Source organism: Campylobacter concisus, assembly GCF_002092855.1.
GTDB classification, from domain to species: domain Bacteria; phylum Campylobacterota; class Campylobacteria; order Campylobacterales; family Campylobacteraceae; genus Campylobacter_A; species Campylobacter_A concisus_AI.
Genome location: NZ_LVLC01000001.1, coordinates 523,625 through 537,411, shown reverse-complemented (window position 1 = coordinate 537,411; position 13,787 = coordinate 523,625). Strand labels below are relative to the sequence as shown.

Below are 13,787 nucleotides of genomic sequence, written 5' to 3'. Positions count from 1 at the left end.
TTTATCGGTATCTGATGATGATTTGTATATGCGAATTTAGCATATATCTTAAGATATTTTTGACCACGATTTTATCATTATCTATCATTTGAATAAGAAATGAAGGAATGATAAAAAAAATAGTATAAGGCTAGAATTAGATCGCACATAACTTGCCGCATATGTAGGTTAAATCTTGAAAAATCATAAATATAATTTGCGGCCTGACGTAAGACCGAGAAGGAAATTTATATTATAGAGTCGAGTCAAAAAACTAATTTTATCAAGCCGTATTTTACTGTTATATGGCCCGTGCATGACTCAAACACGCCGACCGTATATAAAAAGTCCTTAATTATATTCATTAAGGGCTTTTTATATGAAAACTTAGACATTTTGCCGATGAAAAATCATTTTCGAGCGATAAAGTTTCGTCTAAGTTTTTATATTTTTCTTTTGCCTAGACAAAGAAAAATATCGGCCGTCTGCCAAGACCTTACAGCAAACTCATTTGAGTTTGCTAAGTAAGTATTAACATATTGTCCTATGTAGAGGTTATTTATTCTTGATGTTTTGATAAATGATATTAAGTTCTAAAACTGTACGATGGAATTAGAAACTGTTATTTTTTATTAAGTTAAAGTAAATTTTGGTTTATATGGAAATTTACTTTTGTTTTTTTATTTGGTATTTTAGCACAAATTTTAAAATTGAGATTTTGTTGGTTTTTATATAGCATAAATAAAGATTAAAGTAGAGATTGTTTTTTGAGCAAGAAATAAAAATCAAAAAGAAGAGTATTTTTGTGTGGGATTAAGATTATTTAATAAAACAAGCATCGTTATAATATAGCCGTATTTATTTTTGTAGACGTATTAAAAATCTCGATTTTATCGTGTTAAAAATATATTTATACCATAACGATCTTATTTTTTCCAAATTACTAACAGTCGTATTTGCAAAAAAGCCCCGATTTGATAATCAACAAAGCTTAATATTTTCTTCTGTATTGACTTGAGTATTTGCTAGATAATTAATCTCACTCAAACTATCGCCACTCTTTTACCGCAAGCTTTTATGTAGTTAAAGAATGTTTTATACTTGATATTATACGCTCCGCTTTCTATCCTAGCTACGGCTGATTGGGTTATGCCCATCCTTTTAGCTACCTCGCTTTGAGTTAGCCCGGCTTCGCTTCTGGCGTCTATTAAAGCTTCTATGGCTTTATATTCGTCCTCTAACGCATCGTATTGCGCTTTAAATTCCGGATTTTTTAGCTCTTCTTTTAAAACTTCTCTAAAATTAACGGTTCTCATCTTTAAACTCCCTTAATCTTTGTTCCGCCAAATTTAGTATGCTTTTTGGCGTTTTTTGCGTTTTTTTGACAAAAGTTAGCAGGATTATTATCCTTTTGCCGATTTCATAACAATATATGCTTTTAGCTATACCTTCATCCGACTTTATACGTATCTCAAATAGTCCGTCATTTACGATCATTAGCGCCGTAAGCGCGGTGGTAAAAGAGAAAATGGACTCAAATCCAGCCTTTTATAAATCAATAGCGCAGCAGATACAAGATATCATCGACGAGTATAAAGCAAAAAGGCTAAGTGAGGAAGAAAAACTTGCCAAAGCAAAACTGCTAAAAGACCTTATAACTGGTGCTTTAAAGCCAAATGAAGACAGGTATCCAAAAGAATTTAATGGTAAGAAAATTTTATTTGCCATTTATGATAATTTGCTTGACATTTTGGCAGATGTGGAGCTTATGGATGTTGAAACGGTCGCTAAAAATTTGAGCATGAAATTTTATGAAATTTACGAAGAGGCCTCAAAAAAACCAGAATGGCACAAAAATAAAGACGTAGAAAATGAGATAACAAGCGCTATGGAAGACGCTCTTTGGGAGATAGAGGACGAATATGACGTTTCTATCGATGAGAAGGAGAAAATTTACCAAACTATCCGTGGAATAGGGATAAGCTTTTATGTCAAATGAGGTGAAAATCATCAAAAAAGAGGTGAAAAATATCACCTTAAAAGTTAGACCAAATGGCGAAGCTATCCTAACCGCGCCAAAGTCGGCAAGCGATGAGCATATAAAATTTATCATAAAAAAAAGAGCTAAATGGATAGCGCAAAAGCGCGCTTTTTTTGCAGCATTTAAGACGAGCCAAAAAGAGTATGTAAGTGGCGAGGACTTTAAATATCTTGGGCGAAGCTACCGGCTTAAAGTGGTGCAGTCTAAAGAGGAGCACGTAAAGCTTCAAAGGGGCTATCTTGAGCTCTTTGTGAAAGATAAAAGCAACCTAGAGCGAAAAGAAAATTTAGTCTATGAGTGGTATCATGAAAAGGCGACGTTATATTTTTTTAATATCTTGCAAGAATTTAACAAGATAGTAAAACAAGATATCAAAAGCGTAAAAATAAGGCAGATGAAGACGAGATGGGGGAGTTGCAATCCTTATAAATCATATATAAATTTAAACATAGAGCTCATCAAAAAGCCAAAAGCATGCATCGAGTATGTCGTATTTCACGAGCTTACTCACCTGCTGTATCCAAATCACTCAAAGAAATTTTATGACTATCTAACGCTTTATATGCCTGACTGGCAAAAACGCAAGGAAATTTTAGAGAGAGTTTAGAAAATTTGGCTTAAATTTTGGACTATTAAACATTTTTGTATTTTAAAAGTATTTTAAAATCTAAGGAAAAGTGATGAAAAATTTTTAATTTTTTAATGTTGATAAAGTAGCTGGTGGGTTCACCAGGACTCGAACCTGGGACCATCCGGTTATGAGCCGGATGCTCTAACCAACTGAGCTATGAACCCGCAGTTGAAAGAAAATCGTATTATACAAGAAAAAGCTTATCTAAATATAAAAAATAGTCTTTTTTATGTGGAGTGTAAAACGAATAAATTTAAAAAGAAAAAGCCCTAAAATAGGGCTTATAAATTATTTATAATTTTTTATCGCAGCGTCTAAAATCTCTTTTGCAGCATTTGCATCTTTAAATTCTTTCACCTTAACCCATTTGTTTGGCTCAAGAATTTTATAAGTTTCAAAGAAATTTTTGATCTTATTTAGTGTCGCAGTTGGCAAATCTTCGTAGCTTTTTATCGCCTCATATCTTGGATCGATCTTTGTAACTGGCACAGCCAAAAGCTTCTCATCCATACCTGCTTCATCCTCCATCACTAAAACGCCTATCAAACGGCAAGGGATAACGCAACCAGCTTGGAGTGGATACTCGTTTAGCACCAAAATATCAGCTGGATCGCCGTCAGCTGCAAGTGTGTTTGGCACAAAGCCGTAGTTTGCTGGGTAGAACATCGCTGAGTAAAGCACGCGATCAACTACGACTGCACCGCTATCTTTATCGATCTCGTATTTGATATTTGAGCCATAAGGTATTTCTATTACAGCATTGATTTTGTCTGGGTTTGAGCCAAATTTGATCTTTGAAACGTCCATATATTTGTCCTTTACGTTAGAATTTTTCGTGATTTTAGTATTTTTTGCATTAAATGCGTGTAAATTTTTAACTACCTTATGATTTCTACTCTATCTACGTCGATTTCTGTTTTTGCGAAGTCTTTATCCACTTCGCCTCTTATCCTTAAAGGCGTATCTTCGTTGGCTTTTATGTCACCCCATTTTTTGTCGTCAATCTCAACAACGATGACATCTCCATTTTTATCAACAAATTCATACTTATCTGATTTGATGTGTGACTTTATTTTGCCCTCAAGCACGACCTTTGCGTCATCATTTAACTTTAATGCCTCTTTTGCACTTATCGTTTCACTTGAGTGCTTTGATGTGAAGCCTCCAGCCATCGCAATGCTAACAGATATTGCAGCGATTATGATCTTTTTCATTTTTATCCTTTAAAATTGGTTGTGAAATTTTAAGGGATAGTACATTTATGATATTAATAAAAGGTAAGTTTTTACATAAAATCTTTTGTAACAATCTTATAGATGTTTTTAGCGGTAATCGGTAGCGCTCTATCTGCGCTACCACCAAGAAAGCCATATCTAATCTCGACAGTAACGTTAAATTTGGCTACCTCTTTACCATTTTGATCAACTAAATTTATGACTGCGAGAGTTTCAGATTTACCTGCACCACCTATACCTAGGGTTAAGTGCCTAAGGATCCTAACTCCATTTTTTGTTATTTGTATATCGCATTTTATGATTAGGTCGTCACCGTATTGGTTTTTCTTTTTTAAAAATGTATTTATGTGTCCTTCTAGCTTTTTATCAAGTTCAGTTTCGCCACAAACCGCTTTAGCACTGCTGTACTTATATGTGGTATCCTTTTCAACCATTTCTATATACTTTTTTGCACATCCTGTAAAAGTAAAAATGGCTATGATCGCAAGTAGTATTGTAAATTTAAATTTATGCATAATTTTATCTTTGTTTAGGTCTGTTAAAAATAGGTTTAGAATTGTAGGGAAGTTACATTTAAAATAAAATTAAAAATAAGTATATTTGAATGATATTTATTTGGGACCTTGCACATTTTTATGCAAGGTCTGTAAATTTATAAAAGTTTAGCTAGTAAATTTTTGATATCAGCCACGATCTCGTCAATGCTACGCTCGCCATTTACTACGTGAAGTAGCTCTTTTTCGCTATAAAATTTGCGGATAGGTTTGATCGGATCAAGATATACTTTCATGCGGTTGTTAAAGACTTCGTTATTATCGTCAGCGCCTCTTGCACGGCCAAGCACTCTTGCTCTTGCCACATCTTCGCTAACATCTACTTCGATGACGCCTTTTAGAGAAATTTCTTTTTGCTCGCTTAATACCTTGTCAAGCTCTGTCATTTGTTCAACGCTTCTTGGGTAGCCATCTATTATGATATTTGATTTATTTGAGCTTTTGATAGCTGAGACGATCGCATTTACGACGACGTCAAGTGGGACCAAATTTCCTTTTGAGATAAAGCCGTCTATTAGTTTGCCAAGCTCGCTACCACTTGCGACTTCAGCTCTTAAAAGGTCGCCAGTTGAAAAGTGAGCAAATTTCTCATCTTGCTGTGCGATGATCGATGCGTCTGTCGTTTTTCCGCTACCTGGAGCGCCAATGATTAAAAATAAATTTTTCATTCTTTCCCTTTTTTATATTTTTTGAGCACCTTTGAATGAGTTTGAAAATTTCACCCTGTAGCAGACTATATGTCTAGCTTTGGGATGAAATTTTCTGTACAACATCCAAAATCATCTCAAAAATTTAATCTTTAAATAAAATAACTCAAATTTAGACATCTAAAAGTCTAAATTTATTGCAAAAATTTTAATTCTTTTGCTCTTTTTCTCTTATCCTTAGTCCTAGCTCCCTAAGCTGTTCATTGCTAGCGTGGCTTGGTGCCTTTGTTAGTGGGCACTGAGCACGTTGTGTTTTAGGGAATGCTATGACGTCACGGATCGAGCCTGCTTTATTTACGAGCATATTTAGCCTGTCAAAGCCGATCGCGATACCACCATGTGGAGGCGCGCCAAATGTCAAGGCATCAAGCAAGAAGCCAAATTTCTCACGCTGCTCCGCTTCATCTATGCCAAGAAGTTTAAAGACCTTTTGTTGGATGTCGTTTTTGTGAATTCTTATACTTCCGCCGCCAAGCTCAAAGCCGTTTAGTACGACGTCGTGAGCGATAGAAAGGATATCCTCAAGATCAGGCTCGTCTATATTTTTTGGCATAGTAAATGGATGGTGCATCGCAGAGTAGCTTCCATCGTCATTTTGCTCAAACATTGGGAAGTCAAGCACCCATAAAAACTCAAGCTTGTCTTGGTCGATGATGCCCATTTGCTCAGCTAGAAAAATTCTAAATCTTCCCATATAATCAAGCACGATCTTTTTCTTGCCAGCACCAAAGAATACAACGTCGCCAACTTTTAGTTCACATCTTGAGACGATCTCGTCAAGATCGCTTTGCTCGAAAAATTTGCAAAGTGGGCCTTTTAAACCATCTTCTTTCATCTGGAAGTAGCCAAGACCTTGCGCGCCAAATTTACGTACAAATTCCTCAAATCTATTCATCTCGCGCTTGCTAAAGATGTTGTCGCCATTTGGCACTTTTAGCGCTTTGATACGATTTTTCTTCTTATCTTTTGCGATAGAGCTAAAAATTTCATTGCTTGAGCGTTCAAAAATATCGATCACATCGATCATTTTTAGATCGTATCTAAGATCAGGCTTATCTGAGCCATAAGTCTCAGTCGCCTCTTTGTAGCTCATACGTCTAAATGGCGTTTTGATATCGTATCCGCAGGCTTTAAATATATCTTTTAGCATCGTTTCAGCCATATTTATGATATCTTCTTGTTCGACAAAGCTCATTTCGATATCTATTTGAGTAAATTCTGGTTGGCGATCAGCCCTTAAATCTTCGTCGCGGAAGCATTTTGCGATTTGGAAATATTTATCAAAGCCCGAGCACATCAAAAGCTGCTTAAATAGCTGTGGGCTTTGTGGGAGCGCATAAAATTGACCCGGATATACACGGCTTGGCACTAGGTAGTCTCTCGCTCCTTCTGGGGTTGCGCGTGTTAAAACTGGAGTTTCAAACTCGATAAAGCCCATTTTATCTAGGCTGTTTCTAGCTGCGATCGCTGCGCGGGAACGCATTTTAAAGATATTTTGCAAACGCTCGCTTCTAAGGTCTAAAAAGCGGTATTTTAGCCTAATGTCCTCATTTACGCTCTCATCGCCTATCATAAATGGTAGCGGCTCGCTTGGATTTTCGATGATGAGCTCGCTTACTATCACCTCTATCTCGCCAGTTTTTAGCTTTAGGTTGGTTAGTCCTTCGCCTCTAGCTCTTACTTTTCCTTTTGCTTTTAAGACATATTCATCTCTTACTTTTGCAGCAATATCATGTGCTTCTTTGCTATCAGCCGGATCGCAAACTAGTTGTATAAGCCCACTAACGTCTCTTAAGTCGATGAAAACAACACCGCCGTGGTCTCTATATGTGTTTGCCCAGCCACAAAGTATTACTTCTTTGCCGATATCAGCTTTGCTAAGATCGGTGCAATAATGACTTCGCATAAAATGCTCCTTTGCAATGTTTTTTAGGCAATTATAATCGCTTTTTTCTTTTGAAAAGCTTTGTTAAAATAAAATATGTTACAATCATTTACATGAAAAATGAACAAAAATTTAATACTTTTTGCACAAAAAAAGTAGGACTTATTGCTAAAGATTATCCATTATTTAGGCAAGATTTAGAAAAATTAGAAAAAATTTTAAAAAAGTATAACGCAGAAATTTTGCTTGAAAAAAACTGTGCAAAACAGGTAGAAAAAAGTGGCTTTGAGCTGATAAAACTGGCCAAAGAGTGCGAATTTCTTATCACGCTTGGTGGCGATGGCACGATCATCTCAACTTGTAGAAAGCTAGCTTACATCTCGCCGCTAATACTAGGCATACACGCTGGCAGGCTCGGCTTTTTGACAGATATCACGATAAATGAGAGTGAGAAGTTTTTTAAAGACTTTTTTGATGATAAATTTGAGATAGAAACGCCTTTTATGCTTGATGTGACGCTTCATAAAAATGATGGCAAAACTGAGCAAAAGATAGCTTTTAATGACGCGGTCATCGTTAGTAAAAATGGCGGCTCGATGACGCATATCGAGGCACTTTTAAATGAAAAGTATTTTAACTCATATTACGGAGACGGCGTCATAGTGGCAACACCAGCAGGAACTACGGCATATAATATGAGCGCAAATGGCCCTATCATATATCCGCTAAGCGAGGTCTTTGCGCTAACTCCCATCTGCTCGCACTCACTCACGCAACGTCCAGTCGTGCTTACCAAAAATCACACGGTTAAATTTAAAACAAAAAGCGATGCGATTTTGGTACTTGATGGTCAAGATAGGTTTGATATGAGTAAAATTTCAGCCGTCAGCATGAGCCTTAGCAACAAAAAAGCTAGACTGATACGTCATATTGGTAGGGATTATTTTCAAATTTTAAAAGAGAAACTTCACTGGGGTTATAATGATTGATCGAATTTTGATTAAGGATTATCTAAATTTTAAAAATGTCGAGCTAAATTTCAAAGAAGGACTTAGCGTATTTACGGGCGTTAGCGGCGCTGGCAAGTCTGTGCTAATGAGCGCTATAATGGCTGTTTTTGGGCTAAAAGACAGCGAGGCAAGGCTGATAGAAGCTGACGTGGAGCATAAATTTGAGCTTGACGAGTTTGGCATAGAAAATGAAGAGGTCAATATTTTCAAGCTTTTAAAAGATAAAAGCACGAGATATTTTATAAATCAGCAAGCCATCTCAAAGAAAAATTTAGCCCAAGTGGCGCGCGAGCACATCAAATACCTCTCAGCAAAAGAGGCAAATGAATTTGAAAATGAGAAATTCCTAAATTTGCTTGATAGGCTGGAAATTTCGAAAAATGAGAAATTTAAAGAGATAAAGCAGGAATTTGAAGAAGCGTTTTTGGAATTTTCTAAAATTTCAAAAGAGCTAGCCACTATAAAAGAGGAAGAGAAAAAGGTTGAGGAGCTAAAGGAGCTTGCTAGCTTTGAGATCGAGAAGATAAGAAGCGTGGGGCCTAAAAAAGGCGAGTTTGAAGAGCTTATGGAGACTAAAAAAAGGCTTAGTAAAAAGGATAAGATAAATGAGGCGTGGGCTAGAGCTGAGCGGATATTTGAGCTAGAGCACAGCGTAAATGAGGCTCTAAGTATCAGTGACCTTGACAATGGCTTTTTTGAAGATGCGATGAATGAGCTTAGGGTCGCAAGAGATAGCCTAAATATGGAGGAGCTTGACGATATCGACGTAGAGAGCGTGCTTGATAGAATAGAAGCTCTTAATGCCATCATTAGGCGATACGGCAGCGAGGAAGAGGCATTAGAAGCGCTTGATAAAAAGGAAAAAGAGCTTGCCAGATATGAAAATTTAAGCTTTGAAAAGAGCGAGCTTGAGAAGAAATTTGAAATTTTAAGCAAAAAGGCAAATGCGCTAGCCAGCACTTTAAGCAAGGCAAGGGGCGTAAATTTAAAAGAGCTTGAGGCGATGATAAATTTATACCTAAAAGAGCTTTATATGCCAGATATCACGCTAAGGATCGAGGGCAAAAAGCTTGATATCTTGGGAGTTGATGAAATTTGTCTAAATTTAAATGAGACTTCGCTTAAAAATTTAAGTTCAGGTGAGCTAAACCGTCTAAGACTGGCCTTTATAGCTGCCTCTAGTGAGATCACAAAAACGGGCGGTGATGTCATCATACTTGATGAAATAGATGCAAATTTAAGCGGAAAAGAGGCGATGAGTATCGCAAATGTTTTGCTTAAGCTTGCAAATTTTTATCAAATTTTTGCCATTTCACATCAGCCGCAGCTTAGCTCAAAGGCAAATTCTCACTTTTTGGTAGAGCGTCACGAGGAAAACTCGGTCGTAAGAGAGCTTGATAAAGATGAACGAGTGAGCGAATTAGCACGTATGATAAGTGGTGAGCACATAAGTGAAGAGGCAATAAATTTTGCGAAAGGGCTTTTAAAGTAGCTTAATTTAAATTATTAATTTAAGCTTTATAAATAAATTTATTTGATAAAATTGCCACTAATTTGATAAAAATTTTTGTAGGAATAATATGGAAAGAATCCTTGTAGTTGATGATAATAAGGCGTTAGCAAAGCTGATTGTTATGCAAATGGAAAAGACTATTGATGAGATGGCAATTGATGTCGCATATAGTTTTGCCGAGGCTCAAATGCTAATTAATGAGCATGACAAAGATTATTTTATGACTATTTTGGATTTAAATTTGCCAGATGCTCCAAATGGAGAGATCGTTGATTATGCACTTTCCAAAGGACTTTCAGCTATTGTTTTAACAGGTAGCATTGATGATGAAACAAGGCAAAATTTTATAAATAAAGATATTGTTGATTATGTTTATAAAGGGAATATGGACGATATCAACTATATCTTTCAAATGATAAATAGACTGAGCAAAAATAGACAATACAAGGTTTTGGTTGTCGAAGACTCGCTCCCTTTTAGAAATATGATAAAAAAGATATTAACTAGCCTTCAGTTTAAAGTTTTGGCTGCGGCTCATGGCGAAGAGGCAATGAGTTATTTTGCAGATAATCCTGATATAAATCTTATAATAACTGATTATAGAATGCCAGTAAAAGATGGCCTTGAAGTTTTAAAGGAGGTTAGAAAAGAAAAAGATAAAAATAGTCTTGGCGTAATCGTTATGACATCTCCTAGCGAAAAGACTGACGCATCAATATTTTTAAAAAATGGTGCGAGCGATTTTATAGCAAAACCATTTTCAAAAGAAGAGCTAATATGCCGTGTTAATAATACGATCGAAGCGATGGAAAATATAAACAAGATAGCAAATTTTGCAAATCGCGACTTCTTAACAGGAGTTTATAATAGAAGATTTTTTTATTCTGACGTAGAAGAGTATGTTCAAGTAGCTGAAGAGACTAATGAGCCTTACGCTTTTGCAATGATTGATGTTGATTATTTTAAGAAAATAAATGATAAATATGGCCATGATGGCGGAGATAAGGTACTAAAATCAATCGCAAAAATTTTAAATGACAATACAAAAGGAAGCGATATCGTTGCTAGATTTGGTGGCGAAGAATTTTGCGTTGTCCTTAAAAAGATAAATAAAGAAGAAGCTGTTAAATTTTTTGTAAATTTGCGAGCCAAAGTAGCTGAAAATAAAGTAACTATAAAAAAGGAAAAAGTAAAAGTTACTATATCAATAGGCGTATCTTTTGGCAATGGGTATTGCGAGATAGACGATATGCTTGAGGCTTGCGATTCAGCGCTTTACACCGCAAAAGAAAATGGTAGAAACAGAGTAGAAATAGCTTTATGATTATAGATACACATTGTCATTTGGATAGTAAAGTTTATGATCCTGACCTTGATAAAATTTTAGATGAAGCTAGAAATTTAGGGCTAAAAGGCTTTATTATCCCGGGAGCTGATATCAATGATTTACCAAAAGCGGCTAAAATAGCGCATGAAAATTCTGACATTTTCTTTGCCACCGGAGTTCATCCATATGATAAAGAGAGTTTTGATATTGAAATTTTAAGAAATTTTGCTAAAGATGAAAAGTGTGTGGCGATTGGTGAATGCGGTCTAGACTACTTTCGCTTACCGAAAGATGAAAATGAAAAAATAAAAGAAAAAGAGGATCAAAAACGTATTTTTTTAGCTCAACTTGATTTGGCTGTTGAGTTAAAAAAACCCGTTATTCTTCACATTAGGGAGGCTAATGAGGACTCTTTTAATATCTTAAAAGAGTATGCACCAAAGCTTGAAGCTGGAGCGATTTTGCACTGTTATAATGCTTCGCCACTCCTTTTAGAGCTTTGTAAATTTGGGAATTTTTACTTTGGCATAGGCGGTGTTTTAACATTTAAAAATGCTAAAAATTTAGTCGAAATTTTGCCAAAAATCCCATTTGATAGGATAGTTATTGAAACTGACGCTCCTTATCTCACGCCAGAACCGAATCGTGGCAAGAGAAATGAGCCAGCGTTTACGACATTTGTTGCTAAAAAGATAGCTGAAATTTTAAACCTTGAGTTTGAAGTTGTTTGTGAAAAAACTTCAAATAATGCCAAAAGGTTGTTTAAGTGCTTTGCTTAAATTTTGGGCATTGCGCTTGTTTAAGATGCTAGCATCTTAAGTTTTGACACGAAAAAGGATAGAAATGAAAGCAATGCTTAAAATATTTTTAATGTTTGCATGTAGTACCTTGCTACTAGCAAATACACCTGAAAAGAGCTCATACGATACTCAGGTAAAAATTTTAAAAGAGCTGGATATTGACGCTAGCTTTATGAAGACTTCTCACTATGCAAAGATGAGACAAGGTATCAAACAATCACAACTTGAAACATTTACAGAAGCTCTAAAAAATGGTTATATGTATATACCGATGGTAAAAGAGCAGATCAAAAAATCCGGCGTACCTGAGTCATTCTTTTATCTAGCTATGATAGAATCAGGCTTTTCAAATCACACAGTCTCAAACGCAAAAGCTACTGGCATGTGGCAGTTTATGGAGCAAACGGCTAGACTGCATGGTCTAAAGGTAGGACAGTATGTCGATGAGAGAAAAGATCCAGTAGAGTCTACTATTGCAGCAACAAATTATCTAAAGTCGCTTAAAAATCAATTTGGCAAGTGGTATCTAGCAGCTATGGCCTATAACTGTGGCGATGGAGCCTTAAAAAGAGCTATACAAAAAGCTGGTACAGATGACCTTGTAACGCTTCTTGACGCAGAGAAAAAATACCTTCCAGCCGAAACTAGAAATTTTGTTATTAAAATTTTAAGAGCAGCATATACCGCAAAAGACGCAGACTTCTTGATGTCTAAAGATTCATCTTTGTTAAACATAAACGGAGGACTAAAGCTTGTAAAAGTAAAAGTGCCTGGCGGTACAAATTTAGCTCAAATAGGCGATAGTATCGGTCTTAGTACAAAAAAGATGAAAAATAACAACCCGCATTTAAAATTTGTATTTACTCCGCCAACTCTAAAAGATTATTATGTTTATATCCCTGAAAACAAAAAACAGCTTTTTGCAGAAAATTTCAAGCCATTTAATGGCAAAAATAATTTTTATACCTACGTTGTAAAAAAAGGCGAAACATTACTTTCTATCTCTAAAAAAACAGGTGTTAGCCATAGAGCGATCAAGGACTACAACGAGCTTAGCACAAATGCCGTAAGCTATAATCAAAAACTAATTATTCCATTTTCCGCACAAAATAAATCTCAGAACTATATAGTCCAAACTGGTGACACGATAGCTTCTTTATCTAAAAAATTTAATGTGAGTGAAAAAGATTTAAAAGATGCAAATTCTTTTGCTAGTTCAAATTTAAATGTTGGAGCAAATATTGTCATACCATAAGAGCCTAAAATTTTATATAGGACTAAGTTTTACGCTTCTAGTTACTGGTTGCTCTTGGAGCGGGGCACCATTTACACCAAGTGGCCCAACTAATGTAAGGGGCAACAATTCAGCTTCTATCCAAAAAGCAACAATGAGACCTTACACGATAAATGGCAAAACATACTACCCAACCGTTGTAAGCGTGGGTGATAGGGCAAGTGGCACAGCAAGCTGGTATGGTCCAAATTTTCATGGTAAAACAACCTCAAACGGCGAAATTTATAATATGTACAACATGACCGCAGCACACAAAACTTTGCCGATGAATACGATCCTTAAAGTAACAAATTTAAGAAATCAAAAAAGCGTCATTGTTCGTGTAAATGATCGTGGACCTTTTGTGGCTGATAGAGTTTTAGATCTTTCAAAGGCGGCTGCAACTAAACTTGATATTATCGGTACAGGCACAGCTCCAGTTAGTATGGAAGTCATAGGCTTTAATGAAGATATAAATGCTATTGCAAGCATTAACGCTCAAGCAAAACCGACAAGCACTGGCATAAAAGTGCCAAATCCAGTCTCTCCGACAGCTCCAACTGGAGGCATTATTATTTCGTCAGAGCAACGAGTCGTGGGTGGAGATTTTATGGTACAAATTGGCTCATTTAAAAACCTTGAGGGCGCAAATAGATATCAAAGAGAGCATCAAAGCATAGATGGTTACAAGTCGGTAGTCAGGACATTTACTATAGATGGCTCGACCATTTATAGAGTATTTTTAAATGGCTTTAGAAGTGAGGACGAGGCTAGGGATTATGCAAGAAGTGGTAAATTCCAAGGTGCATTTATAGTAAGAGGTTAGGGCGTG

15 protein-coding genes and 1 tRNA gene are annotated in these 13,787 nt (G+C 36.0%); 8 read left to right on the top strand and 8 right to left on the bottom strand.

Features of this window, described 5'->3' with window-relative positions; translation table 11 throughout:
* Nucleotides 1–1,022: 1,022 nt before the first annotated feature.
* Nucleotides 1,023–1,295: a helix-turn-helix domain-containing protein gene (locus A3223_RS02715; RefSeq protein ID WP_084108620.1), complete on the bottom strand. Its 273-nt coding sequence runs from the start codon at nucleotides 1,293–1,295 to the stop codon at nucleotides 1,023–1,025.
* On the bottom strand, nucleotides 1,282–1,476 hold the full coding sequence (locus A3223_RS02710; RefSeq protein ID WP_084108617.1) for a type II toxin-antitoxin system RelE/ParE family toxin: 195 nt from the start codon (nucleotides 1,474–1,476) through the stop codon (nucleotides 1,282–1,284). The genes A3223_RS02715 and A3223_RS02710 overlap by 14 nt, the downstream gene beginning before the upstream one ends.
* Here A3223_RS02710 and A3223_RS02705 point away from each other — a divergent pair.
* Nucleotides 1,412–1,978 (top strand): hypothetical protein, encoded by a 567-nt coding sequence (locus A3223_RS02705; RefSeq protein WP_257639251.1) that lies wholly within the window; start codon nucleotides 1,412–1,414, stop codon nucleotides 1,976–1,978. The genes A3223_RS02710 and A3223_RS02705 overlap by 65 nt on opposite strands.
* A complete protein-coding gene (locus A3223_RS02700; RefSeq protein WP_084108615.1) occupies nucleotides 1,968–2,627 on the top strand; it encodes a M48 family metallopeptidase in 660 nt (219 codons plus the stop codon). Before A3223_RS02705 ends, A3223_RS02700 begins: the two co-directional genes overlap by 11 nt.
* A 111-nt stretch (nucleotides 2,628–2,738) precedes the next feature.
* Here the strand turns inward: A3223_RS02700 and A3223_RS02695 are convergent.
* From A3223_RS02695 to aspS, 6 genes are all read right to left on the bottom strand, one after another.
* Nucleotides 2,739–2,815: transfer RNA gene (locus A3223_RS02695), tRNA-Ile, on the bottom strand.
* Between the two features lie 124 nt (nucleotides 2,816–2,939).
* The gene (gene ppa, locus A3223_RS02690) at nucleotides 2,940–3,458 is read right to left on the bottom strand and encodes an inorganic diphosphatase (RefSeq protein ID WP_084108612.1); all 519 of its coding nucleotides are present in this window, start codon (nucleotides 3,456–3,458) and stop codon (nucleotides 2,940–2,942) included.
* 71 nt (nucleotides 3,459–3,529) lie between these two features.
* A complete protein-coding gene (locus tag A3223_RS02685) occupies nucleotides 3,530–3,865 on the bottom strand; it encodes a NirD/YgiW/YdeI family stress tolerance protein (protein WP_084108609.1) in 336 nt (111 codons plus the stop codon).
* Nucleotides 3,866–3,936: 71 nt separating this feature from the next.
* Complete coding sequence (locus A3223_RS02680; protein ID WP_084108606.1) at nucleotides 3,937–4,401, bottom strand: hypothetical protein; 465 nt, start codon at nucleotides 4,399–4,401, stop codon at nucleotides 3,937–3,939.
* A 137-nt stretch (nucleotides 4,402–4,538) separates the two neighbouring features.
* Nucleotides 4,539–5,108 carry an adenylate kinase gene (locus tag A3223_RS02675; protein WP_084108603.1) on the bottom strand — a complete coding sequence of 190 codons (570 nt, stop codon included), beginning with the start codon at nucleotides 5,106–5,108 and terminating at the stop codon, nucleotides 4,539–4,541.
* 187 nt (nucleotides 5,109–5,295) lie between these two features.
* The gene (aspS, locus tag A3223_RS02670) at nucleotides 5,296–7,053 is read right to left on the bottom strand and encodes an aspartate--tRNA ligase (RefSeq protein WP_084108600.1); all 1,758 of its coding nucleotides are present in this window, start codon (nucleotides 7,051–7,053) and stop codon (nucleotides 5,296–5,298) included.
* A gap of 92 nt (nucleotides 7,054–7,145) precedes the next feature.
* Between aspS and A3223_RS02665 the strand changes: the two genes are divergently transcribed.
* The 6 genes from A3223_RS02665 to A3223_RS02640 all read left to right on the top strand — a co-directional run bounded on the left by A3223_RS02665 (nucleotide 7,146) and on the right by A3223_RS02640 (nucleotide 13,781).
* A complete protein-coding gene (locus A3223_RS02665) occupies nucleotides 7,146–8,021 on the top strand; it encodes an NAD(+) kinase (RefSeq protein ID WP_084109267.1) in 876 nt (291 codons plus the stop codon).
* A complete protein-coding gene (locus A3223_RS02660; protein WP_084108596.1) occupies nucleotides 8,014–9,534 on the top strand; it encodes an AAA family ATPase in 1,521 nt (506 codons plus the stop codon). Before A3223_RS02665 ends, A3223_RS02660 begins: the two co-directional genes overlap by 8 nt.
* Nucleotides 9,535–9,622: 88 nt before the next feature.
* The gene (locus tag A3223_RS02655) at nucleotides 9,623–10,879 is read left to right on the top strand and encodes a GGDEF domain-containing response regulator (protein WP_084108593.1); all 1,257 of its coding nucleotides are present in this window, start codon (nucleotides 9,623–9,625) and stop codon (nucleotides 10,877–10,879) included.
* Nucleotides 10,876–11,661 carry a TatD family hydrolase gene (locus A3223_RS02650; RefSeq protein WP_084108590.1) on the top strand — a complete coding sequence of 262 codons (786 nt, stop codon included), beginning with the start codon at nucleotides 10,876–10,878 and terminating at the stop codon, nucleotides 11,659–11,661. Before A3223_RS02655 ends, A3223_RS02650 begins: the two co-directional genes overlap by 4 nt.
* A gap of 64 nt (nucleotides 11,662–11,725) precedes the next feature.
* Nucleotides 11,726–12,937 carry a lytic transglycosylase domain-containing protein gene (locus tag A3223_RS02645; protein ID WP_084108587.1) on the top strand — a complete coding sequence of 404 codons (1,212 nt, stop codon included), beginning with the start codon at nucleotides 11,726–11,728 and terminating at the stop codon, nucleotides 12,935–12,937.
* The gene (locus tag A3223_RS02640) at nucleotides 12,924–13,781 is read left to right on the top strand and encodes a septal ring lytic transglycosylase RlpA family protein (protein ID WP_084108584.1); all 858 of its coding nucleotides are present in this window, start codon (nucleotides 12,924–12,926) and stop codon (nucleotides 13,779–13,781) included. Before A3223_RS02645 ends, A3223_RS02640 begins: the two co-directional genes overlap by 14 nt.
* Nucleotides 13,782–13,787: the final 6 nt, after the last annotated feature.

Coding starts and splice junctions, on each gene's coding strand:
- A3223_RS02715 (WP_084108620.1), bottom strand. CDS start 1,295: ATGAGAACCGTTAATTTTAGAGAAGTTTTAAAAGAAGAGCTAAAAAAT.
- A3223_RS02705 (WP_257639251.1), top strand. CDS start 1,412: ATGCTTTTAGCTATACCTTCATCCGACTTTATACGTATCTCAAATAGT.
- A3223_RS02710 (WP_084108617.1), bottom strand. CDS start 1,476: ATGATCGTAAATGACGGACTATTTGAGATACGTATAAAGTCGGATGAA.
- A3223_RS02700 (WP_084108615.1), top strand. CDS start 1,968: ATGTCAAATGAGGTGAAAATCATCAAAAAAGAGGTGAAAAATATCACC.
- ppa (WP_084108612.1), bottom strand. CDS start 3,458: ATGGACGTTTCAAAGATCAAATTTGGCTCAAACCCAGACAAAATCAAT.
- A3223_RS02685 (WP_084108609.1), bottom strand. CDS start 3,865: ATGAAAAAGATCATAATCGCTGCAATATCTGTTAGCATTGCGATGGCT.
- A3223_RS02680 (WP_084108606.1), bottom strand. CDS start 4,401: ATGCATAAATTTAAATTTACAATACTACTTGCGATCATAGCCATTTTT.
- A3223_RS02675 (WP_084108603.1), bottom strand. CDS start 5,108: ATGAAAAATTTATTTTTAATCATTGGCGCTCCAGGTAGCGGAAAAACG.
- aspS (WP_084108600.1), bottom strand. CDS start 7,053: ATGCGAAGTCATTATTGCACCGATCTTAGCAAAGCTGATATCGGCAAA.
- A3223_RS02665 (WP_084109267.1), top strand. CDS start 7,146: ATGAAAAATGAACAAAAATTTAATACTTTTTGCACAAAAAAAGTAGGA.
- A3223_RS02660 (WP_084108596.1), top strand. CDS start 8,014: ATGATTGATCGAATTTTGATTAAGGATTATCTAAATTTTAAAAATGTC.
- A3223_RS02655 (WP_084108593.1), top strand. CDS start 9,623: ATGGAAAGAATCCTTGTAGTTGATGATAATAAGGCGTTAGCAAAGCTG.
- A3223_RS02650 (WP_084108590.1), top strand. CDS start 10,876: ATGATTATAGATACACATTGTCATTTGGATAGTAAAGTTTATGATCCT.
- A3223_RS02645 (WP_084108587.1), top strand. CDS start 11,726: ATGAAAGCAATGCTTAAAATATTTTTAATGTTTGCATGTAGTACCTTG.